Origin of the sequence: Bradyrhizobium sp. SEMIA, from assembly GCF_014844175.1 — a bacterium.
In the GTDB taxonomy this organism is placed as follows: Bacteria; Pseudomonadota; Alphaproteobacteria; order Rhizobiales; family Xanthobacteraceae; genus Bradyrhizobium; species Bradyrhizobium arachidis.
Window position 1 is genome coordinate 7608818 of sequence record NZ_CP046601.1, and the last position, 25174, is coordinate 7633991.

Sequence of the window (25174 nt, forward strand, 5' to 3'; positions counted from 1 at the left end):
ATGAGTGACAACGAGATCTCCGCCAGGAACAAGATCTTTCCGCGCAATCTGACCGCGCGGAGCAACAGTGCGCTGGAGCGAGTGGTTGGCAATCCCGCCAATACCCGCCTCGAGTCAGGTGTCGCCAATTGCTTTCCGGGCCTCGAGTTTGACGTTCGAACACTCGACAACCGTTTCTTTCCCGGACTTCTGTTCAGGTTCGTGACGAAACCGCTCTATCCGGAGGAGGGCACGATCCCCAATCAACAGGGCGTGCGCCTGCTCTACATCGACTACCTCAACGACCCGATGCTACCCGAGACCAGCGAGTTGTCTTGGGTCAAGAAGCTTCTCACCGACTACGATGCCAATGGCAAACTGGCCCGGGCGGTTTCGAAGGGACGCTGGTATCTCGACTGGATCGAGCAGGACGGCAAGCGTTTATCGATGACCGACCCGCAGGGCAATTATTACTCGTGCGAGATCGCGTGGCGGTTCATTCGAGGTCTCAGCCCCGAGGGGGAGTTGCGCATCGGCCTCATCAGGCGGGATGCGCCGGACCCCAAGCCCTACTACGAGCTGGTCGGCGAGCGCCGCCGATATGTCAATGCGGCCGGACTGTACGACCTAGCCTATCGCCCGGGTGAGCTCACGGAGTCGATGTGCAATCCGTGGTCGCATGATTTCCGCGATTGTGCCTGTCATTACTGGGCATCGAACCACCCGGACGTGGTGATCCGCGACGTTCCCGGCTCGGTCGAGCAGGCCGGGGCGGCCACGGTGTATGTCGACTGGTTATCCGTGGTCGACCGGACCTCGACCATTCCTGCTGCCGGGACGATCGCCCAGAACCGGCTGTTCCAGATCGATCATTACGAGATCAACCAGAAATGGGAAAAGCTTCCGTTCGTTCTGGAAGGTCGCGAGATCGGGCGGGAGTATCGCCCGCGACAGGAGGAGCCAGGCCAGCCCTACGGCTCGGATCAAGAGCTCATCGACGAATTGAGCGAGCTGGCGAGGATGGAGCTGACGCTGGCGCTCGAATACCTCTATGCCCTGCTCTCGCTGCGTGATCCCAAGTCGGCCGAGGTCCGTAACGCCAAGTGGCCGGGTCTTGCAGCAGATCTCAAGGTGGTACGGGATTTCATTCTGCTGGTCGCAGTCGGGGAGATGGCACATCTTCGATGGGCCAACGAGATGCTGTGGGAGCTCGATCGGGCCAACATCCGCCCAAATGGCTGGCGCTACTCGCCCATCGTCGAGCTGGCAAAGAACTATCCAACGCTCCGCCTCGAGCGCAGGCTGGAGCCGCTCAATCCAAAGACGCTCGATCGTTTCATCGACCTCGAGAGACCGAGCGGCGAGATTACCCGGGCTTACAGCCGCTGCGTCGCCACCCTGCGAAACACGAAATACCCGGTCGCAGCTTACGAACTGGCGCTGCGCATAGACGGCGAGGGCACGGATCACTACGAGCGTTTCCTCGGCATAAAGCGAATCCTGCAGGCCTATGGTGGCGGCTCCGGCAGTTTCCCCTATTTGCGCAAGGTGATACGCGGTCGACGCGACCAAACCGAATGCGAACGCGCGCTCGAACTGTTCGAAGAACTACGAGGCCACCTCGGCAAGGCATACGCGAACGCGGCCGAACGGAACTCCAAGCTCGAGCGGTCCTGTATCGACGCGGCGCGCAGAACCATGTTGATGTTCCGCGACGAGGCTGAGGACCTTGCAGAAGTGAGGGGCATTGGAGTGCCGTTCTGGGATGACTGAGGCGGCGCATTCCAGCTTGGTGCACGCCTTCGACAGTCAGCGCGGGCGACACATTCTTGTGCCCGACGGGTCACGCATCTACGATCTCGCCTCCGAGCTTGCGCTTGAGGTCGATACGGCCGTCTCGGCGGGAGAGGACGCGGTGGCGCGCCTTCTTGAACGCTATGGGCTCGCGTCAAGCCCTTACATCGACGATGTCCCGTTGCAGGATCCGCCGATCCGCGCATTGTCGCTTGCTGTCGCGCAAAAGTGCAATCTTGGATGCGCCTATTGCTACGCGCAGGGCGGCGACTTTGGTGGCGTCCCGAGGAACATGTCATGGCCCATCGCGCGCGCCGCCATCGAGCGACTCATCGATGCTGCAGAACCTGGGCAACGCGTAAATCTAGCCTTTCTCGGCGGCGAACCGCTCGTTAACCGCGCGCTCGTTCGTGATGCCACCGCCTTCGCCGCAGATCAGGCCAAGGCAAGGGATATCCGCGTCGGATTCTCGATCACCACCAACGGAACGCTGCTGAGCGCGGAGGACGCGTCCTTTTTTGAGGAATACGGCTTCGCGGTAACGGTGAGCCTTGACGGCGTCGGTGACACCCATGACCGTTTACGGCCGTTCCGGGGAGGAGACGGCAGCTATGCCAGGATCATGGCCCGAGTGAAGCCGTTGCTCGACCGACAGCAACGCATGCAGGTTTCGGCCCGTGTGACCGTGACGCCGCTCAACATCCAGCTGCAAGACATGCTCGATGAATTCGTTGCGACGGGTTTTCACAGTGTCGGCTTTTCCCCGATGCTGAGCGCGCCGACGGGACGATTGGAATTGAACCAGCCAGATCTCATGACGATGCTGGAAGAGATGATTGGCTGCGCTCGCAAATTCGAGAGTGAGACGGTTGCCGGTCGACGCTACCCGTTCTCGAACATGACCGAGGCGCTTCGCCAGATCCACCGCGGCATACACCGCCCCTATTCCTGCGGCGCCGGTGCCGGGTATTTTGGCGTATCCGCGGAGGGCGGTCTCTTTGCGTGTCACCGCTTCGTTGACGACGAGAATGGACGTCTCGGCGACGTCAAGGACGGCCTGCAACGCGACAAGCGAAACGCCTGGCTCGCAGAACGCCACGTGCATCGCCAGGAGCCGTGCAGCAAGTGCTGGGCCCGCTATCTGTGCGGCGGTGGTTGCCACCACGAGGTCATTTACCGCGGCCGACCGGCATGTGATTTCATCCGCGGATGGCTGCACCATTGCCTGGTCACGTATGTCAACGTGATGGAGCGGCGACCTGATTTCTTTTCCGCCGAGAGGAGCTGAGCCTGCATCGCTCGATCCAAGACGTGTGTGTTGTGGGCGGGGGGCCCGCGGGGGCGACCGTCTCGCGCCGCCTGGCCCAGCTCGGGTATCGAGTTTGCCTCATCGAGCGTCAGGATGGGTCACGGCAACCCGCGGCCGAGGCGCTTCCATCGTCGATCCGTGGTCCGCTTGAGCAACTCGACCTCTGGGAAGGACTCGAGCAGGTTGGCTATTTGCGCTGCGATCGAATGCGCGCGAGATGGCGTGACGAGGCTGCATCGCAGCAGGATAACGCCGCGATCATCGTGGACCGCACGCTCTTTGACCGCTTCCTGATCGAAGCAGCGAGAAAGGCTGGCGTGACCGTCCTGTGTCCGGCGCGGGCGCGCCGGCCCGCTTTCGTCGACGAGCGCTGGGTTATTCCGATCGACGCGCGGGACGCGAGGGCCCTTGTCGTCGAGGCTCAATTCCTTGTCGATGCGATGGGACGGCGCGGCGGCTGCCGGCCGGCCGGCGCGCCGACCATCGCACTCTGCGGTCGCTGGCAGGGCAAGGTTTCCTCATCGCCGGCGGAAATGTGCATCGATGCTGGCGAGCATGCCTGGTTCTGGGCAGCTCCGCTTTCACATGACAGCGCGACTGCGCAGGTGTTCATACACCCGCAATCGTATACGCGCCGCGGCGCGGCGGATTGCGCTACCCTCTACCGCACCCTGCTCGATCAGTCGCGCCTGGCTCGAGAATTTCTGCGCGGTTTGTCGCTTGCCGATATCCGGATCCGCGACGCCACCTTTCGGGTGGACAACGAAACGGTGACGCCGAATTCCATCAAGGTTGGGGATCGGGCATTCGCAATGGATCCGCTGTCCTCTCAGGGAGTTCAGGCCGCCATTCGTTCCGGCCTGCAGGCGAGCGCCGTCATTCACACAATCCTGCGCCGCGCGGACCTGGAGGCGGCCCTGGAGTTCTATCGCGCGACGCTGCAGGGAGCGGTCAAGGTCCACGATCGCCATGCGTCCGAAGTCTATGCCTCTCAGGCCCTGTATACGTCGTCATTCTGGCAATCGCGTTCGAGCACGCGATCCCTCGACGAAAAGAAGCCTGCCGCCTCGATCAGGATTTCCGACAATCCCGAGCTGATGCTCTCGCAGAACGCCAGGCTGATCGCGCTGCCTGTCATCGAAGGCGATGAGATCCGCCGTCGCACGGCTCTGACGCACCCCGGACTGGAGCGCCCAGTTGCGTGGCTTGGCGGTGTACCCCTTGGTACCGTCCTGTCCGCAATCGGATCGAAGCGGCCCGCCGCTTCGATCCTCGCCGAATGGTCCGGACAGACGACGCCGGCGCAGGCCCACGCCTTGTTGGACTGGATGATTGCGCGTGAGATCCTAGTGAACGCTTGAGCTCAGGCTTCGCAGGATTTTCTGCGCTTTTTTCATATCGGCGCCATCTCGGCCCTCGGTAAAACCATCGTAAACAGGCCTGAGGATTGCATTGGCTTCGACCGCGCGGCCGATCGCCTGCAACAGAGATGCAAGGCTGGTCGCAGCCCGCAGCTCCCACACACGTGCGGATTGTCGTGCGGCGATTTCGATTGCCTTGCGGAAACTGCTTTCGGCTTCATCGAGGCGCGGTTTGTCGACCAGCGTTTTCAATTCGCCGACCAGGCGGTGCAGTTCGGCTTCCATCCAGCGCTCGTCCGTTGCCTCGACGATCGCGTGAGCCTCCTCGAGCGCCTTCAGCCCCTGCAGCGGGTCACCAGCCGCCGCATGTGCGTCGGCAATGAGGGCCAGATGCATGGGGCGGTAATTCAATGCGCCGGTCGACCACCAATCTGCCGCCGTATCCTGCAATTCCTCGAGCCGCCGCTGAAGCCGGCCGCGCGCAGGCCGACAAGCGGCGACACAAAAGGCGCTGGCAGCCACAGCCATGCGAAAGGAGTGTCCTTTGGTCAGCTCGAGCATTTCACGGGCTACCGATGCGCCCGCTTTCCACTCCCCCAAGGCTACCCGGAGGACACCACGAAACATATGCGTCTGAACGAGGCTGTACGTGTGGCCGACCTTCTTTGCGTGCGCGAGCGTCCATTCCTCGCGATCATTGGCTTGGTCGGGAAGACCCATCAGCCGCAGCGCAAACGCGAGAAAACTCGACGCCGTTTGCCCATGGTCGGTGCCGTAGAGAAACGCCAGCGGCCCGTCTTCGACCGGGTCATACAAGGCAAGCGAACGTTCAAGGTGTTGGCGCGCCTCCGCGAAGTGCCCCCTATGAAACAACACTGCGCCGACGGCCCTGTGGCCAATCATTCGATAAAGCCGATCGGCGCGGGTTTCCGCGAGCTCCAGCAGTTCGCGCGCGGCGTCGCCAGCGGCGGCATTTTCCGCCCGCACCAGGTGATATCCGTACAGACCCGCCAGACAAGGTGCGAGCAAGGTCTTGTCACCGGTCTGCCAGCAGAGGTCCTTTGCGCGACGAAACGCCTTTCCGGTCTCGGTCCCGGCCGGCCCCTCGACTGCCCGCAGCACGCCACCGAGCCGCGCGCAAATTTCGAGCTCGAGGGCGTCGCGTTCCGGGCCGGTGGGGAGCGTCTCGACAAGACGCAAAGCCTGGCGGAGATGCGCGTCGGCTTCGGCAGGCGCCGAACGCTCGGCTGCCCACTTGCCGGCGCGTACCCAATAGTGAATCGATTTCCGGATGTCGCTGTCGCGTTGCCAATGCTGGGCGAGCAACTCCGGTTGGGATTGCGTGAGGGCAGGAAAATGGACCTCCAGGGTCTGCGCGACGCGCCTGTGGATGTCGCGACGACGCGAATGGAGGATGCTCTCATAGGCCGCATCTCGCACCAAAGCGTGCTTGTAGACATAGATGGTGCCGGACCGCGGCGATTGACGATAAAGCAAGTCTCCCCTGATGAGTTCGTCGAGTTTGCTCCGGAGATCGACCCGGCTCATGGCCGTAACGGCTGCGATCAGATCCTCGCGGAACTCGCGTCCGATCGCGGCACCAATTTGCAGAATGTCTTTGGCCCCCTGCAGCCGGTCGAGTTTTGCGATCAGTGAGTCCTGGAGCGTTTCGGGGATTTCGGCTGCCAGAGCTCCGCCGGTGGCGCCACTCAGCTTTGCAGCCAACACTGACTTGGTGAGCTCTTCAATGAACAAGGGATTGCCGTCCGACCGAGCGACAATCTGGTCCAGCACTCCCGAGGGTACGGTTTTGCCTTGTATGATCTTGTCGACCATGACGACGCCCGCATTGCGGTCAAGTCGCTCGAGCGGAAGCGACATGATATGCTGGCCTTGCCAGGATGAAGCAAACTCCGGTCGGAACGTCAAAATCATCAGGACGGGAAGCGTCTTGATGCGATCGATCAGGATGCCAAGTAATTCAAGCGTTGTCGGGTCGAACCAGTGCAGTTCCTCGCACACCACCAGAATTGGCTCGGCCGTGGCTCGTTCGGCCATGAGATTGACGATGATTTCGAACGTTCGTCGCTTGCGAACTTCCAAATCCCGATGAGCAGGAGGATCTGCAGCGGCGGGCGGCAATGAAATGAGGGACGCAAGAACGGCTGCCGCGTTGCCGTCGCGGGATTCCGGCGTCGGTGCGAGTGAAGCCTCGAGTTTCTCGCGCCGCTGCAGCGCAGGATCATCTTGACTGATCCCGGCATCGCGCTCGATCTGTGCGATGACCGGACTGAGCGGGCTGTTCCGCAAGTACTCCGAACCGAAATAGTCAGTTCGCAGATGCGACTGCTGGATCTGATCGGCAAACTCCTGCACGAGACGGGATTTGCCGATGCCGGGCTCGCCGCTAACCAATACCACTTGCCCCGATCCGCCGGATGCCGAATGCCAGCGGCTCGTGAGCATGGCAATCTCGGTTTTGCGCCCGACATAAGGCGTCAATCCAACCTTGCGACGCGCCTCGAAACGGCCGGCAAAGGGTCGCTCGCGGATGACGGTCCATGCCTTGATGGGTGTCGCGAAACCTGCCAGCGACAGCGGCTCCAATTCGATACACTCAAACACGTGACCGGCGAGATTGTACGTGGAGTCCGCGACCACGAGGCCATTTGGTTCTGCGATGGACTGAAGGCGTGCAGCCAGATTGGGCGTTTGGCCGACGACCCCGTGGCGCTCCATGAGCATTCCGTCGTTATCGTCTCCCACGATCACCGGACCGGTCGCGATGCCGACACGAACCTGGACGCGCAGGTTCGGAATCGCCTCGAGCGCGCTGACGTCCTCGACAATCGCGAGCGCGGCGCGTATCGCCCGTTCGGCGTCATCCTCGTGAGCCTGCGGATATCCGAAGTAGACGATGATCCCGTCGCCCACATAACGCGCGATAAATCCGTCATATCGGGCGATCACCGCCGCGCAACAGCGTTGATACGCGCCGATCACGGACGCCAGATCTTCAGGATCCAGCTGCGTCGCCAGAACCGTCGACCCCTTCAGGTCGCAAAACATCACTGTAAGCTGCCGGCGTTCCCATTGTTTGGGGCCGAGCAGCTCGCGGTTCGACCGCAGGTCCGCTATGGCCTGAAGCAGACGCTTGCGGTCGCCAAGTGCGCGGACACCGAGATCCTTCAGATCGGCGTTAGACAGCTGAGTAGCGACTTCAAGATCGATCCTATTCGCCTCGAACGCCGTCTCGTACATCCCAAGTCCGAGACGGTTGAGCCATACGCCAATGGTCTCCACAGGACCCCTCCTGTGCTGCCTTTGCACGGCTTTTTCCCGAAGAAGACCCGGTATAGTCGGCTATTTGGCAGCGCCCCTTATGCAATTGACACACTATACTATACGGAGGGATTTGGCCAAGTTCGCCGGAGCCGGAGTCCTGCTCGACCAAATTCGGAATAACCAAAGTTCTCGATTTCCCCCTTTCACCTTGCGCGCGTCGCTCATGACGGTGGGGTTGCACCTTCGAGTCCTGCCGTGCTCGCCAGCAAGATCAGTCGATCAACGGGTAGATCTTCCCCGGATTCATGATCCCGTTCGGATCGAGCGCCCGCTTGATCGCTTTCATTAACGCGACGCCTTCGCCGTGCTCGGTCTGCATGTGCACGATCTTGTGGACCCCGACGCCGTGCTCGCCCGAGCAGGTGCCGCCCATGCTGATCGCCCGCCGGGAGGTGCGGAAGGCGAGCGCCTCGGCACGCTCGGTCTCATCTGCGTCGTTGGGATCGAACAGGATGCCGAGATGGAAATTGCCGTCACCGACATGGCCGACGATCGGCGCGGTCAGTCCAGAGGCGACGATATCCGCCTTGGTTTCCAGGAGGCAGGCCGGCAGGGCCGAGATCGGGACGCAGGCGTCGGTGCCCATATTGTTCTTGCCCGGGCTCAGCGCCATCACCGCCTGGTAGGAATTGTGGCGCGCCTTCCAGAGGCGGTTGCGATCCTCGGGACGCTCGGCAAACCGGAATTCGCCGCCGCCATGATCCGCCGTGATCGCCTGCATCATCTCGACCTCCTCCTGCACGCCAGCCGGCGTGCCGTGGAATTCGAGGAACAGCGTCGGCGTCTCGACATAGTCGAGCTTCGAATAGCGGATCGCGGCGCGCATCTGCACCTCGTCGAGCAGCTCGATGCGCGCCATCCTCAGGTTGGACTGGAGCGCCGCGACGACAGCGGCGACCGCACCCTCCAGCGAATTGAACTGGCAGACCGCGGCGACGATCGTCTCCGGCAGGCCGTAAAGCTTGAGCTGGATTTCCGTGATGACGCCGAGCGTGCCTTCGCTGCCGACATAGAGATGCGTGAGATCGAGCCCGGCGGAGGATTTTCGCGCCCGGCTGCCGGTGCGCACGATGCGGCCGTCGGGCGTGACCACGGTCAGGCCGAGAATGTTCTCGCGCATGGTGCCGTAGCGCACCGCATTGGTGCCGGAAGCGCGGGTCGAGGCCATGCCGCCGATCGAGGCGTTGGCGCCGGGATCGACCGGGAAGAGCAGCCCGGTATCGCGGACCTGCGCGTTGAGGGCCTCGCGGGTGACGCCGGCCTGAACCCGGCAGTCGAGCGCGTCGGGCGAGACGTCCAGGATCTTGTCGAAGCGGCCCATGTCCAACGATATGCCGCCGGCGAGCGCGGCGAGTTGGCCCTCGAGCGATGACCCCGCACCGAACGGCGTCACCGGCACGCGACGTTCGTTGCAGAGGGTGAGGATGAAGGCGACCTCTTCATTGGTCTCAGGGAAGACCACGAGATCGGGCACGCCGATCGCCGGCAGGCCCTCGCCATGGCTGTGCTGATCGAGCACTGCCTGCGCGGCCGAGACCCGCGCGCCCAAGCGCTCGGCGAGCCTTGTCTTGACCTCGGCAATTGTCCCGAGTGCCGGGCGCAGCAGGGCATGGGCATTCATGTCGGCCTCCTTTTTCTCCCCCCATCTGCACGAGCGCCCTTCGCGTATCAAGCCGCGACGGCGACCAGCAGGAGCGAAAAGGCGAGCATGCCGGGATCGTCGAGCCCATGGTGCGCTCGCCGAACATGCGGGCGCGGCCGAGCCGGTTCGGACGGTTACGAAACGCATCGAGCGTTTCGCGGACGGCTTTTCGCGCGGCTTCAGCGGCCTCCTTGCGCGTCCTGACGTCGACGAGCGCCACGGCGACTGCATCGACCATGTCGACAACGGTCTTGTCACCGAGCATCGCCCCGCCGCGCGCCATCATCTGATCGCGGACCGATGCCAGCAATGGGCCGAGCTCGATCCAGCCGACTTCACCGCGCCCCTTCGTCGCCTTGGCCAGCGTCATCATCGCGACGGTGACCAGCGTTCCCAGGCTCGACCCGGTGCCGCTGGCACAGGCTTTCGCGCAGGCCTGGAAGACGCTGCCGATATCCGTCTCCTGATCGGGGATGGCGGCGGCGATGGCCTCGAACAGGCGGCGCAGCATCACGCCGGTGTCGCCGTCGCCCATCTTTCCGTCGGCGGCGTTGAGATCGTCCTGCGCAAGCGCAGCGGCCTCCCTGGCGCGGTCAGCGGCGTGGCGGACTTCGTTCGCCGTGATCGCCACGTCAACCCCTCCAGAAGGGGCAGGCGCAGGGCGCAGCGAGCAGCTTTTCGCGTTCAGCATCGAGGTGGATGATGCTGATCGACAATCCCGCCATCTCCATCGAGGTCACGTAGTGTCCGACCAAGGGGCGCACGATGGCGAGGCCCTCCTTCTTCAGCAGCGCGGCGGCGCGGCGATAGATGATGAACAACTCCTCCAGTGGCGTCGCGCCGAGGCTGTTGACCAGCACGGACACGCGGTCCGACCCGTGCGCGACGGGATCGGCCAGCAGGCGCCGCACCATCTCGTCGGCGATCTCGTCCGCCGGCCGCAGCTTGTCGCGCCAAATGCCGGGCTCGCCATGGATGCCCATGCCCATCTCGATTTCGTCGGCCCCCAGCTCGAACGTCGGCTTCGCCGCGCCGGGGATCTGGCAGGGCGAGAGCGCAACCCCGATGGTGCGGCAGGCATTGACGGCGGCCTGCGCCGTGGCTGTCACCTCAGCGAGGCCGTCGCCGGCGTCGGCCTTCGCGCCCGCAATCTTGTAGGCATAGATGATGCCGGCGACACCGCGCCGCTTGGCGCTGTCCTCCGGCGCGGCCGAGGCGATGTCATCGGTGCCAAGCACGGTCGTCGTCTGGATGCCGTCCATCTCGACCATTTCGCCGGCAAGATCGAAATTCATGCGGTCGCCGCCGTAATTGCCGTAGAGCCGCAGCACGCCGGCGCCACCGTCGGCAGCGCGGATCGCCTGGATGCAGGAATCGACCGAGGGACCCGCGAACACGTCGCCGATAGCGCAGGCATCGAGCAGGCCGTCGCCGACATAGCCGGTGAACAGCGGCAGATGACCGGAGCCGCCGCCGGAGACGATGCCGACCTTGCCCTTCTTCGTTCCACCCGTACGGCGAATGACGCGGCCCTCCTGCGCCAGCGACGGATGGGCAGCGACGAGGCCCGCGAGCATCTCGTCGACGAAGGCGTCGGGGGAATTCATCAATTTCTTCATCGGACAACTCCAGCGACCACAATGCGCACGGCCATGCCGTGCCTGCCCGCGACGTCGCCTGCGATCGTGAGCACTGATTTGATCCCGAGGCCTATTCCGCAGCCTCGCCGTGGCCGAGATAGGCGCCCATCAGGCGCGGGTCGCGCGCAACTTCGGCGGCGCTTCCCTCCGCGACGATGCGGCCCGAACTCAGCACGTAGCCGCGATGCGCGACCGACAGCGCCATGCGCGCGTTCTGCTCCACCAGCAGAATCGCGGTCCCCTGCCGGTTGACCTCGACAAGTTTGCCGAAGACCTGCTCGACCAGCAGCGGCGCCAGCCCCAACGAAGGTTCGTCGAGCAGCAGCAGGCGCGGACGGCTCATCAAGGCGCGCGCGATCGCCAGCATTTGCTGCTCGCCGCCGGAGAGCGAGAAGGCGAGCGAGGCCGACAGGCGCTTGAGATTGGGGAACAGCTCCAGCATCTCCTCGATCAACCGGGCCAGCTCGGCATGTGGACGGCCATAGGCGCCGATCTTGAGGTTCTCGATCACGGTCAGGCCGCCGAACAGGCGGCGGCGTTCCGGCACGAGCGCCAACCCCATGCCGACGAGCCGCTCGGTCGGCTCCTTTGTCAGTTCGTGGCCGGCGAAACGCACCGAGCCGGACGCGTGCGCAAGCCGCGCGATCGCCTTCAACGTCGAGGATTTTCCGGCGCCGTTGTTGCCGAGCAGCGTCACGAACTCGCCGGTGCCGACATTGAGGGAGACTTTCCGCACCGCCTCGATGTCGCCGTAGCGGACGGTGAGATCGGCGACTTCCAGCAGCGGCGCGCCGGTGCCCTCACTGGCGCGGCCGACTTGCGCGTGAAGCTCGGCTTCGCGGTCGGCGCGGCCGAGATAGGCCTCGATGACGACGTCGTTCTTCTGGATCTCCGCCGGCGTCCCCTCGGCCAGAACCTTGCCGAAATTGAGCACGGTGATGCGGTCGGCGAGCGTCATCACCACCTCCATCTCGTGCTCGATCAGCAGGATGGTCATGCCGCGCGCATGCATCTGGCGGATCACCTCGATCAGGCGCGCGGTTTCGGCGTGATTGAGACCACCATGCGGCTCGTCGAGCAGCACGAGGCGCGGCTCCAGCGCCAGCGCCTTGGCGATCTCGAGCAGGCGCCGCTGCCCCTGTGGCAGCGAGGCCGCGCTGGAATCGGCAACGTCGGCGAGGCCGACGAACTGAATTATCTCCTCGACCCGGCGCGCGTTCTCCTGGTCGAACCGCCAGGGATGCGCCCGCCCGTGCCGCGCCGCGAGCACATTCTGGCGCACGGTCATCGAGGCGAACAGGCGGGTGTTCTGAAACGTACGCGCCAGCCCCATCGCGGCGAGCTGATGCAGCGGTTTCGACGTCACTGCCGCACCGGCAAAGCGCACCTCGCCTTCAGTCGGGGTGTAGATGCCGCTGATGATGTTGAACAGCGTGGTCTTGCCGGAGCCGTTGGGCCCGATCACCGCATGGATGGTACCTTGTCCGACCGAGAGCGAGACGCCTTCGAGCGCGGTCAGGCCGCCAAAGCGCTTGGTGACGCCGGTGAGTTCAAGCAGCGCGTTCATGATGCGTCACATCCGATCGTGCAAAGGATTTCTCGCGGCGACGCAGGCTGCGGACCACGGAGATGACCATGCCGGAGAGGCCTGCGGGGAAGAAGGTGATGACGAGGATCACCATCACGCCGAACACAGCGAAGTAATATTCCTGCATGAAGCGCAGCAGCTCCGGCACGAAGGTGTAGAGGATCGCGCCGAGCGCCGCACCGAGCGGGCTGCCGAGACCGCCGACGACCGCCATCGCGAGGTACGAGAAGGTCGACTGCCAGGAGAACACGTCGGGGCTGATATAGCCGCGCAGCAGCACGTAGCAGATGCCGGCGAGACCGCCATAGGCCGCCGAGATCACGAACAGCATGATCTTCAGCCGCGAGATGTCGACGCCGACGGCTTGCGCGGCGAGCGGATCGTCGCGCAGCGCACGGATGCGCAGGCCAAGCGGGCCGTTCGCGATCCAAACCTGGAGTAGATAGGCGATCGCCACGATGGCGAGCAGAACCCACAGCATCTTGTCGTTCTCGCCGGCAAGACCGATGCCGGGGATCGCGGTGATGCCGTTGGCACCATTGGTGAGGCCTTCCCAGTTCACCAGCAGGCGCTCGACGATCAGCGCGAAAGCGAGCGTGCACAGCGCGAGATAATGGCCCTTCAGACGAAGCGTCGGCCAGCCCAGCGCCATCCCGACCGCAGCGGAGAGCGCGATCGCGCCGACCGCGGCGACCGGCACCGGCATGCCCGCGGCCTGGAGTAAGGTGAAGGTGTAGGCGCCGATGCCGAAGAAGGCGCATTGCGCCAGCGACATCTGACCGCCGAATCCCAGGATGAAGTTGAGGCCGAGCACCAGGAGGATGTTGATCAGGGTCACGTCGGCGACCTGAAGATAGTACACCGACAGGAACCGGGGCAGCAGCAGGCCGCAGAGGATCGCAGTCGCGATCACCAGGACGGCGAGCGCGCGCATCGTCAAGGCGTTTGCATCGGCGGACATCAGGGACGCTCCAGTTCGAGTTCGCCAAAAATGCCCTGCGGGCGGAACATCAGCACCGCGATCAGCACGCCGAACGCAATGACGTCGATATATTCGGAGGAGATGTAGAAAGATCCCGCCGATTCGATCACGCCGAAGGCGAGGCCGCCGACGAGCGCGCCGGGAATCGAGCCGAAGCCGCCGAGAATGGTCGCCGCGAAAGCGCGCAGCGACAGGTTCACGCCCATGTCGGACGAGACGTAGGAGAGCGGCGCGATCAGCCAGCCGGCCAGTGCCGCCAGCATGGTGGCATAGGCGAAGATGAAGGCGATGATACGCGCGGTCGGGATACCCATCAGGCGCGCGGCCTCGGCATCCTGCGCGGTGGCGCGCATGGCGCGGCCGAGCGCGGTGTGCTGGAACAGCACGTGCTGGATCGCCATCATCGCTGCGAGCGCGGCCAGGATGACGAGATATTGCGCATAGATCGTCGAGCCGAACAGGTGGACGGAGGTCGTGCCGAGCGGGCCGGCAAAGTTGAGCGGTTGCGGTCCCCAGATGATCACGGCGATGTTCTGGAGCGCCATGGACAGGCCGAGCGTTGCCACGATGGCCGACAATTGCGGCGCGTTGCGCAAGGGATGATAGATGCCCCAGGCGAGCGCGGCGCCGAAGATGCCGAGGATCACCAGCATGGTGACGAGGTTCAGCCACAGCGGCATGCCGAGACGGTTGGCGAGCCAGCCGACGGAGACGAAGGCGCCCAGCATCACGAGGTCACCTTGCGCGAAGTTGACCAGTGAGACCGCGTTCCAGATCAGCGTGTAGCCGAGCGCCACCAGCGCATAGGCTGCTCCGACCGCCAATCCCACCAGCACGATTTGAATGAATGTCTGCAACATCGCATGATCCCATCGCGGGCGTCGGCCGCCTGATCTTCGGCGGCCACGCGCATCAGCTCGTGATGACCTTGACGATCTCCGGCTTGCCGCCGGCGACCCTGGTGATGATGCCGGAATGGGTCATGTCGCCGTTGTCGGTCCAGCCGTAGCGGGTGACGATGCCCTGGAAGTCGCGGATTTCGGTGAGCGCCTTCTGGATCGCCTCGCCCGAGATGGCGTTGGCGCGCTCCATCGCGGTGATGATCAGCCTGGCGGCGTCGTGATAGACGGTGGCATAGAGCTCCGGCTCATCGCCTGGATAGGCCGCGGCGTAGAGCTTCTTCCAGGCCTGCACGCGCTGATCGGGATTGTCCTTGACGAACTCGCCGATCGCCATGCAGCCGTCGGCGCCCTCGCCGGCAAGGCCGAGGAAGATCGGCTGCGAGAACGCGGTATTGCCGGCAATGCCGAACTTCACGCCGAGCGTCTTGCTCTGCTTGGCGATGAGGCCGGCCGGCTGGTCGTCGGTCCAGACGATGATGCCGTCGACGCCCGCCTGCTGGAAGGCAAGGATCTGCGAGGTGTAGTCCTTGGTCGCATCGGTATGGGCCTGCACCAGCACCGGCTCGACATTGCGCTTGGCGAGCGAGGCCTTCACCACGGCGATGCCGGATTGGCCGAATGCGGTGTTGACGTAGCCGAGGCCGATCTTCTTCCATTGCAGATCTTCGGTGACGTATTTCACCAGCAGATCCGCGCCGATCGCGTCGTTGAGGCGGACGCGAAACACCCAGGGGCTGCCCTGCTGGGTCACGACCGGCCCGGTCGCGCCGGTCAGAGCCGGGATCTTGTATTTTCCGAGCAGCGGCACGTTCGGCAGAATGCCGGGCGTGTAGTGCGGGCCGACCAGCGCCACCACCTCGTCCTGCGTCGCGAGTTTGGTGACGGCGTTGGCCGCAGCCGTCGGGTTCGGGCCAAGATCGTCGGCGATCCGCACGTCGATCATGCGGCCCTTGATACCGCCCTTGTCGTTGACCTGCTTCACGGCGATCGCGACGCCATTCTTCATCCATTGGCCATTCTGGGCGAACTGGCCGGTCATCGGGCCTGAGATGCCGATGCGGATGGGATCGGCGGCATGGGCACGGCCGATGATGGCCGGGGCGGCAAGCGGCGCAAGCGCGAGCGCCTGGATCAGACTGCGTCGAGAGACGTGCACGGGAGACACCATGGAATTTCCTCCGATGTTTTGACGAGCCCCGCCTCGATCGGGCGGGTGATTCAAAAGCAGGACGTCGGACCTCAAGCGCCCGCGCGCAGTGGGCGCAGGCCGAAGGTGCAGGCGGCCGAGAGCAGCGCCATGGCAGCCATGTAGCCGGCGACCCAGGCGGGCGAGCCGTATTCGGCCAGCAGGGCGGTTGCGACCAGCGGCGACAGGCCGCCGCCGAGGATCGGGCCGAGCTGCTGCACCAGCGACAGGCCGCTGTAGCGGATACGCGCCGGGAACAGCTCCGAGAAATAGGCGCCCTGCACGCCGTAGACCGAGCCATGGCCAAGCGCGAGACCGAGTGCGATCGCGAGCCAGATCATGCCGGTGTGGCCGGTGTTGAGCATCTGAAAGAACACGAGCGCGAGCACGACCTGGAACAGCATGCCGCCGACATAGACGGTGCGGCGCCCGATCCGGTCCGACAGCGCGCCGAACACCGGCAGCGCCACGCATTCCAGCGCGCAGCCGACCAGGACGCCGTTCAGGATGGTCTGGCTCGGAAGACCCAGTCTGGTCTTGCAATAGGTAATCGCGAACACCGCGTAGATGTTGAACAGACCGCTCTCGGCGATCTTCGCGCCGATGCCGAACAGGATGTTGCCGGCGTGGTTGCGCACAGCCTCGACGACAGGCACACTGGCAGCCCCCTCCTCGTTCAGCACGTGCTTGAACGCCGGCGTCTCGGCGATGCGGAAGCGGATGAAGACGCCGATTCCAACGAGGACGATGGAGAACAGGAACGGAATCCGCCAGCCCCAGGCCAGGAAGTCGGACTCGCTCATCGAGGTCGAGAGAATTCCGAGCAGCGCGATCGGGATCAGGAAGCCGCCGGGCACGCCGATATGGACGAGTGAGGAGAAGAAGCCGCGCCGGTCGGCCGGCGCATGCTCGACCGTCATCACCATGCCGCCGCCATACTCGCCGCCGATGCCGATGCCCTGCAGCAGGCGCAGGCCGATCAGGCAGATCGGCGCGGCAACGCCGACCTGCTCATAGGTCGGCATCAGTCCGATCAGGAACGTGCCGAGCCCCATGATCAGGATGGTGAGGAGCAGCGCGGTCTTGCGGCCCACGCGATCGCCGAAATGGCCGAACAGCACGCCGCCGAGCGGACGCGCGCAATAGCCGACGAAGAAGGTAGCGAAGGCAAGCAGCGAGCCAACCAGCGGATCGGTGCTCGGGAAGAAGATCTTGTTGAACACGAGCGCAGTCGCGGTCGCGTAAAGTGTGAAGTCGTAATACTCGATCATGTTGCCGATGGCGCTCGCCACCGCAACCTTGCGGATGTCGCTCGACTCCCGCGCCTTGATCGCAGCGGACGACTGATCCGCAACAGCGCCGGCCCCGATCGATCCAACCATCTCGCTCATGACGTCATCTCCCGACTTCGGCAGGGCACGGCCCCGCGGACATTTTGTCCGTATTGCGGACATCATGAGCAGCGACTTATCCCACATGTCAAGGAGATTTTTCGACAAGGCTTGCCATTCGTTCTAATTCATAGCGCTAGAAATCCAGCGCATAACTAACCATGCTTGACGCCATGCGATCATTTGTCGTATTCGAATGTTCACATTCCGGACAATCAAAGGAGGAAAAAATGCCAGCGAAGATCACCGGGATCATTCCGCCCCTCACCACGCCGTTCGACCAGAACGGCGACATCGACGAGAAGGCGTTTCGCCGCCAGGTAAAGTTCCTGCTCGACAAGGGCGTGCATGGCCTCTGTGTCGGCGGTAGCACCGGCGAGGGTCACACGCTCACTGCTGATGAATTCCGCCGCCTGATCGAGGCCTGCGCGGAAGAGCTGAACGGCAAGGTGCCGCTCGTCGCCGGCATCATCGCGAACTCGACCCGCGAAGCCATCGCCCGCGCCCGTGCTGTGGAGCACGTCAACGTCGCCGCGCTCCAGATCACGCCGGTGCACTATCTGTTCAAGCCGGACGAGGATGCCACCGTCGGCCACTTCAAGACGCTGTCGGAATCGGTCAAGCAGCCGGTCATCATCTACAACGTCGTGCCCTGGAACTATCTCAGCCCTGCGCTGCTCCTGCGCATCATGAAGGAGCTGCCGGGCGTGATCGGCGTCAAGCAGAGCGCCGGCGACCTCAAGCTGATGGCCGACCTGCTGCTCGACGTACCTGCCGGCAAGGTGGTGCTGACCGCGGTCGACGCGCTGCTCTACCCGTCCTTCGCGCTCGGCGCGCACGGCACGATCGCGGCCAACCCGGCCGCCGTGCCCGGCGCCTGCGTCGCGCTGTGGAACGCTGTCCAGCGCGGCGACCACGCCACTGCGATCGAGATCCACAAGCGTCTGCTGCGGTTCTGGAACACCATCGTCGGCGACAACCTGCCGGCCTGCGTGAAGCATGCCCTCACTCTCCAGGGTTCGCCGAGCGGCCTGCCGCGGCAACCGATGCCGGCGCCGACCAGCCGGCAGAAGGAGGCGATCGCCGCCGCGCTCAAGCCGCTGATGGAGGTCGAAGGCAGCGTGAGGCTGGTCGCGGCCGAGTGAGGATTCGACAACGGGCGCGGCCGCATTGCCGCCGCGCCCGATTCCGTCTAAGCCGGGGTCCTGATCGCGGCCTGCGCTTCGCAAGGCCACGTCGCCCGGAAGGTCCCGACATGACGAGCGCCGACAGCAGTCGACAAAGCGTGAAGTCGCTCTTCAAGATGCTGGAAGTGCTCGAGGCGTTCTCCTCGAGCGACCCGGAGCTCAGCGTCGTCGAGATCGCGCGGCGCACCAGCCTGCCCCGTACGACCGTGCATCGTATCGTCGACAGCCTGCGCAGCGTCGGCTTCCTGGAGCAGGACGCCAGCCGGGATCGCTACCGGCTTGGCCTGAAGCTGTTCGAGCTCGGCGGCAACGCGCTGACGAACCTGCCGCTCTATCGCGAGGCGCCGCCCTTCGTCGACACGCTCGCCAAGCTCACCGGCGAGGACGTGCATCTGTGCATCTTCGACGGTGCGCAGATGGTCTTCGTCAGCCGCCGCAACCAGGTTGCCCGGCCCCATAACACCGTCATCACGATGGAGGCCTCGCCCTGCCACTCGACCGGCGTCGGCAAGGCCGCGCTCGCCTTCCAGAGCGAAGCCGTGATCGAGCGCGTCATCCGCGCCGGGCTCGCCCGTTTCACGCCGAACACCATCGTCGAGCCGAAACGGCTGAAGGCCGAGCTCGCGGCAATCAGGGCGCGCGGCTATTCGGTCGACGATTGCGAGCACGAGCCTGAGCTCCGCTGCGTCGGCGCGCCGATCCGCAACAGCGCCGGCCGCGTCTTCGCCGCAATCAGCGCGAGCGGCCCTAGCCGACGTGTCACGCCCGAACGTGTGCCCGAGCTGGCACGTGCAGTGATGACCCATGCCGAGCTGCTGTCGATCCGACTGGGGTATCAGCCAGCCCCGCACAATCCGCCCACGAGCCCTGCTCCCGAGCGTACCACCAAGCGTCGTCAACGCAGCGCGGCAGGCACGGCACAAAGCGAACGAGCTTGAATCGCACGCTGGCGGCGTGAGGAATGTCTGCGGAGATCCTTACGGACGAAAAACACCGTTTGAAAAACCGTTTTAGGTGGCCTTCTCAAACGGTTTCTCTCGCTAAGGTCTTGATTAATATGGTGGGCGCACCAGGGCTCGAACCTGGGACCCGCCGATTAAGAGACATGCTACGGGCCGTTGATTTTTCGAGAGAATTTTTCCAACTAAGCCAAAATCCGATCATTAGAGATCAATGGCTTACAGCGAAACATCCAACTGCAAGAGCGCGTCGGGATTAGCGCAGATCGATATCGGAAACGTCGGGGGTTCGAGTCACTGGGGCGCTACCGCCTTTCCCCACACGACCAAACCTACGATATCTCATCCGATCCTTCCGAGGCAGGCACTTTGTGGGTGCCTCAACCAGGCTCATCCCGCGAGCTGTTCGGGGAAACCGCGCCCTCCGCCGATCGAGCAATCCCCCCCTTTCCGGCCGGACGCGCCTGGCTTTCGCGGCGCGAAAGCAATGCCGCCGGCAAGACCTGGATCGAGCGGATTGCCACGTATTCACCCGCCGAGTTCGTCCAGCAGCGTCTTGCTTTCCTTCAAGTCGCGCACGTCGAAGCCCTAATTGAACCAGCCGTGGATCGGCCCAGAAGTCGGTCTCGGCGCGCGAACCCGACTTTGCATCCCGAAGGACGAATGGTCACTTGATGGGGCCAAGCGACCTCACGTAGACTGCCCGGGCGGGATCAAGCAGACTCCCGGCGAGACTTCGGTCCAAGTTCTGCGCAGCACGCAACACGTGGAGCTTGCGCATGGATACCGAACGACAACCCTCTCCCCGACGTACCGTCGCCATCCTCTCGCGAGGAGACGCCATCGCGCGTCGAGACGCGACCTCGAAAAACGGCCGCTTCGTCGACGTCTTCGAGGCGCTTGCCGCCGTCGGCGTGGAAGGGCGCCCCGCGATCTACGACGAAAGCTTCGCCGACGCGGTCCGCGAACAACTGCTCGCAGTGGACGGCGTGCTCGTCTGGGTCAACCCGATTCAAGACGGCCGAAACCGCGCCGGTCTCGACGCCCTGCTGCGCGACGTCGCAGCGCAGGGCGCATGGGTGAGCGCCCATCCCGATGTCATCCTCAAGATAGGTACCAAGGAAGTCCTCTATCGTACCCGTTCGATGGGCTGGGGATCAGACACGGCGCTGTATCAAACCGCCGCGGCGATGCGCGCCGAGTTGCCGACCCGGCTCGCGAGCGGACCGCGCGTGATCAAACGCAACCGCGGCAACGGCGGCCAAGGCGTCTGGAAGGTCGAGAAGCTGCCGACCTCCTCCATGATAAAGGTGCTGGACGCGACCAAGGACGCACCCGAGGAACTGACGCTGGATGATTTTGTCCGTCGCTGCGCGGAGTATTTCGAGAACGGCAGCGTGATCGACCAGGCGTTCCAGCCTCGCCTGAGCGAGGGCGTGGTCCGCTGCTACATGGCGGGCGATCGCTGCGCCGGCTTCGGTCACCACAAAGTCAAAGCCTTGGTCGACTCGCCGGTCGCGCGTTCCGAAGCTGGACCGCGGCTCTACACGTCAAACGCAGACCCGCGCTTCCAGCGGCTGCGTCGGTTGATGGAGGACGAGTGGACGCCACAGTTAACCTCGCTGCTGGACATCGCGCGAGATGACCTCCCCGCGATCTGGGACGCCGACTTTATGCTCGGCCCCGTCCAGGCGGATGGGAGCGACAGCTACGTGCTCGGCGAGATCAACGTCAGTTCGGTCCATCCCTACCCGGGCGAGGCGCCGGCGGAGATCGCCAGGCGGGTTGCCGATCGGCTGCAGCTTAAGCTTTGACGCATGCTGACGGTCAGCGGGCTCAAGCGCCTGCACATCTCGGTATCATTCGACCTGCAGGACGGTGAGTGCGTCGCCCTGCAGGGACCTTCAGGGGTCGGAAAGACCTTGCTGCTTCGCTCCATCGCGGATCTCGATCCCAACGAAGGAACGGTCAAGCTTGACGGAACGCTCAGAGAAGCGATGCCCGCCCCCGCGTGGCGAAGACAAGTGACCTATCTCGCCGCCGAGCCTGGCTGGTGGTCCGACATCGTGCAGGAACACTTCACGGCATGGGATGACGCCCTGCTGCTGGTCACACGCGTGGGGCTGCCAGATGACTGCGGACCTTGGCCGATCCAGAGACTTTCGACCGGCGAGAGACAGCGATTGGGGCTCGTGCGGGCGCTCATGCTGCGATCGCGGGTGCTTCTGCTGGACGAGCCAACCTCGGCCCTCGACCCAGCATCCGCTGCGGCCGTGGAAGCGCTGATTGCCGAACGCGTCTCGGATGGAACGAGCGTCCTCTGGAGTACCCACGACGATGCCCAAGCCCGCCGCGTCGGGTCAAGGATATTTGCGATGAGCCCCGATGGTGGCATCGAGGAAAACCGGCCGTGACGTACATCCAGCTTTCGTATGGTGATCTAGTCCTGCCCGCCCTCCTCGTCGTCATGGACGGCGTTCTTTCGCTTGTTCTCCGCCTCAAGCTTGAGAGGCAACTGGCCATCGCGACCGTGCGCATGGTGCTTCAACTCGTCCTGGTGGGATACGTGCTGACGTTCCTGTTTGCCACGGTATCGCCGCTCTGGACCGCCCTCGCCGCCTCCATCATGGTTCTCTTCGCCTCGCGGGAGATCGTCGCGCGGCAGAACCGGCGCCTACCCGGCATTTGGAGCTACGGCTTGGGCGCCGGCTGCACGCTGCTCGCCGCCGGTACCGTCACGATGTTCGCGCTCTTGACGGAGCTACGCCCGGATCCCTGGTATCATCCGCGCTATGCGCTGCCTTTGCTGGGCATGATCCTGGGCAACACCATGACCGGCATAAGCCTGGGCCTGGACGTGCTGACAAATAGTCTGGTGCGCGAACGAGCCGCCATAGAAGCTTGTCTTGCGCTCGGCGGCACCCGACACCAAGCCCTGCTACCAGTCATACGGGATGCGTTGAGAAGCGGCTTCATGCCGATCATGAACAGCATGGCGGCGATCGGCCTTGTTTCCCTCCCGGGGATGATGACTGGCCAGATACTGGCCGGCGTCGAGCCGGTCGATGCGGTGAAATATCAATTGCTGATCATGTTCTTGATTGCCGGCGGGACCGGGCTAGGAACGCTGGCCGCGGTCCTCGGCGGCGCACACCTGCTGACCGATCATCGCCACCGGCTACGTCTCGATCGAATTTCCCGCTGAAGAGTTCCCTTTCAAGATCACCGCTGGCGGCGCCCGCGTCCTCGGCGCGCACCTCACACTGCGGCAACTTTCAAATTCCGACGCGCGGGGATGGAGAAGGCAGATCTTGCAGGGCCGAGACGACACCGCGACGCACGACGAGGCGGCGAGAATTTGAAATAAAAAGTGAAGAGAAGAGCGGGGATCTTCCTCAAAGCTGACTTGATCTGTTCCTTCGCTGCTACCCTAGGCGCCAATAATTGATGAGTAAGCAGCAATGACTGATCAGCAATTAGCCTTGGAAGCGATTAACGACGCGCAACTCATACTGGAAGAATACCTTCAGCCCTGTCCCAAGGATAATGCGCGTATCCTTGAAAAGTTGGTGGAAGTTCTCGAACGGCCTGCATTGATCGTTGCTTTAAGTCGATTGCAGCAACACGGCAGTTGAGCGCGGCCCATGAGCAAACCCCTTCGATCGTTTGCTTTAACAGTTGGCATTGCCGCGCTCTCATCGCTCGAAATGACTAGTGGACACGCTAAGCAACAATGCAGCGCCACGATGCCGCCAAATCCACACGGGCAATGGTGGTCCTATCGTCTCATCGACGGACGAAAATGCTGGTACGCAGGCAAGCCGATGCTATCGAAAGCATTGCTGGAATGGCCCACAGAGCGGCTTCCCGAATTCGGGTCTCGCGGAGAAGCTCCAGGCATTGTCATTGCTGACAAGCCCGGCAATCCCTTAGATGCCCAAGCATTGGCACTGAAAGAGGACTTTGACACTTTTGAAGGGCGATGGCGTGCTAGGATCTCCAGCTCCAACACTGGGCACGACTGACCGATACGAGCGACGAACGGATGTTCCGGAGGGCGCGGAACGATTGCGGCGGTGATATGCGGCCACGACAGGGCAAACGTTCAGCAAGGCATCTCCGCGGGCTTCAACCAGCGGGAAGCAAACCCGGACAAGAGAGGCCGGCGACGGTGGTGGGGGGAAAACCGCCCCCGAGGCGATCACTTGCGCAACCCTCCTCCATGATCTCTCGGCATAGCGCCGGAATACGAGACGAAAGAGTGCCTCGAGTCGGCGCGATGCCATCGGCAACGACTCCTCCCGGCTACCAGCTTTCTCCAAACGGCCGCAATTCAACATTGAACGACCATGCGCTTCGATCCTGGTGGGCGACGTGCCAGATCTCGTCCGCGATGGCGCGCGGTTTGATGAAGAAATCGTCTGGCCGATCTGGCCAGCGTTTCCGTGTCCACTCGAGGTCGATCACGGCATCGACCACGACGTAAGCGACGTGAACGCCCTGTGGCCCGAGATCGCGCGCCATCGCTTCGGCGAGGATTCGCTGCGCCGCCTTGGTCGGCGCGAAGCCGGCGAAACCGGCCTTGCCGCGCAGGGCCGAGGTGTTGCCGGTGGCAACGATCGCACCCTTTCCGGCCGTCACCATCGCGGGGACGAACCGCCGCGCCAGATACAGCAGTCCCATGGTATTGACCTGGAAATTGCGATTCAGGATCGATGGATCGATCTCGCGAAATGTGCCGAACGCACCACCGACGGCGTTGTGGATGACCACGGCGGGATAGCCGAGATCGCGCTCCACGGCCGACCCTACCGCGTCGATCTGCTCGGGATCGGAAACATCGCAGCGGAATCCTTTCGCGCCCGGCAGTTCCTTCTCAAGGGCAGCGAGACGCTCCTCGTTCCTGGCGAGCAGAGCGAGGCGATAGCCACCCTCGGCAAACCGTCTGGCGAGAGCGGAACCTGTGCCAGGGCCGACGCCGGATATCAGGCAGACAGGCGCGGTCATGCGATAAGTCCTCCACGTTCGGCCGGCAGGTCAGTTGCCAGCCTTCGCCAACAGCTTTTCGACGTATGACTTCAGATCAGGCTGGAAATGCACGTGCTCGACGAGACGAGCGAAATGAGCAAAGGTCCGCGGATATTCATCCTGCACTGCCGGATGCAGTATCCTGTCCAGCCCGAGCTTGTGCAATTGCTTGGCCCGCGCATGCTCATTCAGGAACAGCGCAAACTCTGCGGCAAAGCAGATATCGGCCAGCGATAATCCCGTACCCACCAGTGCCTCGCGCCGCGGGGACAACGCCTGCTCGATCCCCGATGCATAGATCGCAAACGCTTCCCTTGCTCGCGCGTGAACGGCCGCATCGACCGTGCCGCCCGACAGCGCCAGGAGATAGATCTGCGAATCCCGGGCAAACACCAGGCTGACGTCGAGAAAGCTGTCGATCCTGGACGCCTCATAGGCATCGTGCCCGTAGAGCGTGGACTTCGACTCGCCGAGCCGTGCCACCGCCCGCATGATGCTGTTCGATTCGAAGATCCCGATTTTGCCATTACGCCCGAAAGCGGCAGGCACATTGCCGAACGGCTGCGCTTCCATAAACGCATCGGTCTTGAAGAGTTGCGAACCGGTCAACCCAACCCGGCCGGTTCGCGCCAGCGAAGATAGCGAGACGCGTTCATGCTCCGCCAATGGGCGGGCGTCATAGTCCCATAACCAGTCCCGCAGCTCCTTGGGGGAAGCTCCTCTGACCTCGACCTCCACGCCGCAGAACCGCGCTGCGATGGTCGCCTTCCAGACCCGGGGGTTCGGCAAGTAGGAGAATATCCGCAGGTCAGCCATGGTGGATTCATCCTGATCGTTTCCGGCCCTCGTTGGACCGCACCTCGAGGCCTGGAACGTCATGC

The 25174-nt window shown here is 63.6% G+C and carries 21 protein-coding genes; 10 read left to right on the plus strand and 11 right to left on the minus strand.

Annotation, left to right across the window (positions count from 1 at the left end; translation table 11 throughout):
• From FOM02_RS36605 to FOM02_RS36615, 3 genes are read left to right on the plus strand one after another with little or no spacing between them, the layout of a single operon-like run.
• Entirely contained in the window at window positions 1-1752 is a 1752-nt protein-coding gene (locus FOM02_RS36605) for a ferritin-like domain-containing protein (protein ID WP_027564468.1), read from the plus strand.
• Window positions 1745-3061, plus strand: a complete 1317-nt coding sequence (locus FOM02_RS36610; RefSeq protein WP_027564469.1) for a radical SAM/SPASM domain-containing protein — start codon at window positions 1745-1747, stop codon at window positions 3059-3061. Before FOM02_RS36605 ends, FOM02_RS36610 begins: the two co-directional genes overlap by 8 nt.
• Window positions 3062-3084: 23 nt before the next feature.
• Window positions 3085-4443 (plus strand): NAD(P)/FAD-dependent oxidoreductase, encoded by a 1359-nt coding sequence (locus FOM02_RS36615; RefSeq protein WP_265440862.1) that lies wholly within the window; start codon window positions 3085-3087, stop codon window positions 4441-4443.
• On the opposite strand, the gene FOM02_RS36620 is transcribed toward FOM02_RS36615, so the two are convergent.
• From FOM02_RS36620 to FOM02_RS36660, 9 genes are all read right to left on the minus strand, one after another.
• A complete protein-coding gene (locus FOM02_RS36620; RefSeq protein WP_027564471.1) occupies window positions 4429-7746 on the minus strand; it encodes an AAA family ATPase in 3318 nt (1105 codons plus the stop codon). The two genes, FOM02_RS36615 and FOM02_RS36620, sit on opposite strands and share 15 nt — an antisense overlap.
• 253 nt (window positions 7747-7999) lie before the next feature.
• On the minus strand, window positions 8000-9337 hold the full coding sequence (locus FOM02_RS36625; RefSeq protein ID WP_265442248.1) for an FAD-binding oxidoreductase: 1338 nt from the start codon (window positions 9335-9337) through the stop codon (window positions 8000-8002).
• Window positions 9237-9965 (minus strand): DAK2 domain-containing protein, encoded by a 729-nt coding sequence (locus tag FOM02_RS36630; protein WP_265440863.1) that lies wholly within the window; start codon window positions 9963-9965, stop codon window positions 9237-9239. The genes FOM02_RS36625 and FOM02_RS36630 overlap by 101 nt, the downstream gene beginning before the upstream one ends.
• 97 nt (window positions 9966-10062) lie before the next feature.
• Window positions 10063-11049 carry a dihydroxyacetone kinase subunit DhaK gene (locus FOM02_RS36635; protein ID WP_027564474.1) on the minus strand — a complete coding sequence of 329 codons (987 nt, stop codon included), beginning with the start codon at window positions 11047-11049 and terminating at the stop codon, window positions 10063-10065.
• Between the two features lie 91 nt (window positions 11050-11140).
• Complete coding sequence (locus tag FOM02_RS36640) at window positions 11141-12637, minus strand: ATP-binding cassette domain-containing protein (protein WP_027564475.1); 1497 nt, start codon at window positions 12635-12637, stop codon at window positions 11141-11143.
• Window positions 12621-13619, minus strand: coding sequence for a branched-chain amino acid ABC transporter permease (locus tag FOM02_RS36645; protein WP_027564476.1), 999 nt, complete (start codon window positions 13617-13619; stop codon window positions 12621-12623). Before FOM02_RS36645 ends, FOM02_RS36640 begins: the two co-directional genes overlap by 17 nt.
• Window positions 13619-14500, minus strand: a complete 882-nt coding sequence (locus FOM02_RS36650) for a branched-chain amino acid ABC transporter permease (protein ID WP_027564477.1) — start codon at window positions 14498-14500, stop codon at window positions 13619-13621. The genes FOM02_RS36645 and FOM02_RS36650 overlap by 1 nt, the downstream gene beginning before the upstream one ends.
• A 52-nt stretch (window positions 14501-14552) precedes the next feature.
• Complete coding sequence (locus FOM02_RS36655; RefSeq protein ID WP_027564478.1) at window positions 14553-15710, minus strand: ABC transporter substrate-binding protein; 1158 nt, start codon at window positions 15708-15710, stop codon at window positions 14553-14555.
• A 71-nt stretch (window positions 15711-15781) separates the two neighbouring features.
• Window positions 15782-17119, minus strand: coding sequence for an MFS transporter (locus tag FOM02_RS36660; protein ID WP_063617236.1), 1338 nt, complete (start codon window positions 17117-17119; stop codon window positions 15782-15784).
• 230 nt (window positions 17120-17349) lie between these two features.
• Between FOM02_RS36660 and FOM02_RS36665 the strand changes: the two genes are divergently transcribed.
• From FOM02_RS36665 to FOM02_RS36695, 7 genes are all read left to right on the plus strand, one after another.
• Window positions 17350-18264 (plus strand): dihydrodipicolinate synthase family protein, encoded by a 915-nt coding sequence (locus FOM02_RS36665; protein ID WP_027564479.1) that lies wholly within the window; start codon window positions 17350-17352, stop codon window positions 18262-18264.
• 110 nt (window positions 18265-18374) lie between these two features.
• Window positions 18375-19244 (plus strand): IclR family transcriptional regulator, encoded by an 870-nt coding sequence (locus FOM02_RS36670; RefSeq protein ID WP_028146195.1) that lies wholly within the window; start codon window positions 18375-18377, stop codon window positions 19242-19244.
• Window positions 19245-20044: 800 nt separating this feature from the next.
• Window positions 20045-21079, plus strand: a complete 1035-nt coding sequence (locus FOM02_RS36675) for a Cj0069 family protein (RefSeq protein WP_027564480.1) — start codon at window positions 20045-20047, stop codon at window positions 21077-21079.
• 3 nt (window positions 21080-21082) lie between these two features.
• The gene (locus FOM02_RS36680) at window positions 21083-21679 is read left to right on the plus strand and encodes an ABC transporter ATP-binding protein (RefSeq protein ID WP_027564481.1); all 597 of its coding nucleotides are present in this window, start codon (window positions 21083-21085) and stop codon (window positions 21677-21679) included.
• Window positions 21676-22470 (plus strand): ABC transporter permease, encoded by a 795-nt coding sequence (locus tag FOM02_RS36685; protein WP_027564482.1) that lies wholly within the window; start codon window positions 21676-21678, stop codon window positions 22468-22470. The genes FOM02_RS36680 and FOM02_RS36685 overlap by 4 nt, the downstream gene beginning before the upstream one ends.
• Window positions 22471-22726: 256 nt before the next feature.
• Entirely contained in the window at window positions 22727-22900 is a 174-nt protein-coding gene (locus FOM02_RS36690) for a hypothetical protein (protein WP_167336480.1), read from the plus strand.
• A 9-nt stretch (window positions 22901-22909) separates the two neighbouring features.
• Window positions 22910-23290 carry a hypothetical protein gene (locus FOM02_RS36695; protein ID WP_231164099.1) on the plus strand — a complete coding sequence of 127 codons (381 nt, stop codon included), beginning with the start codon at window positions 22910-22912 and terminating at the stop codon, window positions 23288-23290.
• A gap of 280 nt (window positions 23291-23570) precedes the next feature.
• Here FOM02_RS36695 and FOM02_RS36700 read toward each other — a convergent pair whose 3' ends face one another.
• Window positions 23571-24272, minus strand: a complete 702-nt coding sequence (locus FOM02_RS36700; RefSeq protein ID WP_027564483.1) for an SDR family NAD(P)-dependent oxidoreductase — start codon at window positions 24270-24272, stop codon at window positions 23571-23573.
• Window positions 24273-24302: 30 nt separating this feature from the next.
• Window positions 24303-25109, minus strand: coding sequence for a glutathione S-transferase (locus FOM02_RS36705; protein WP_027564484.1), 807 nt, complete (start codon window positions 25107-25109; stop codon window positions 24303-24305).
• Between the last annotated feature and the right edge of the window lie 65 nt (window positions 25110-25174).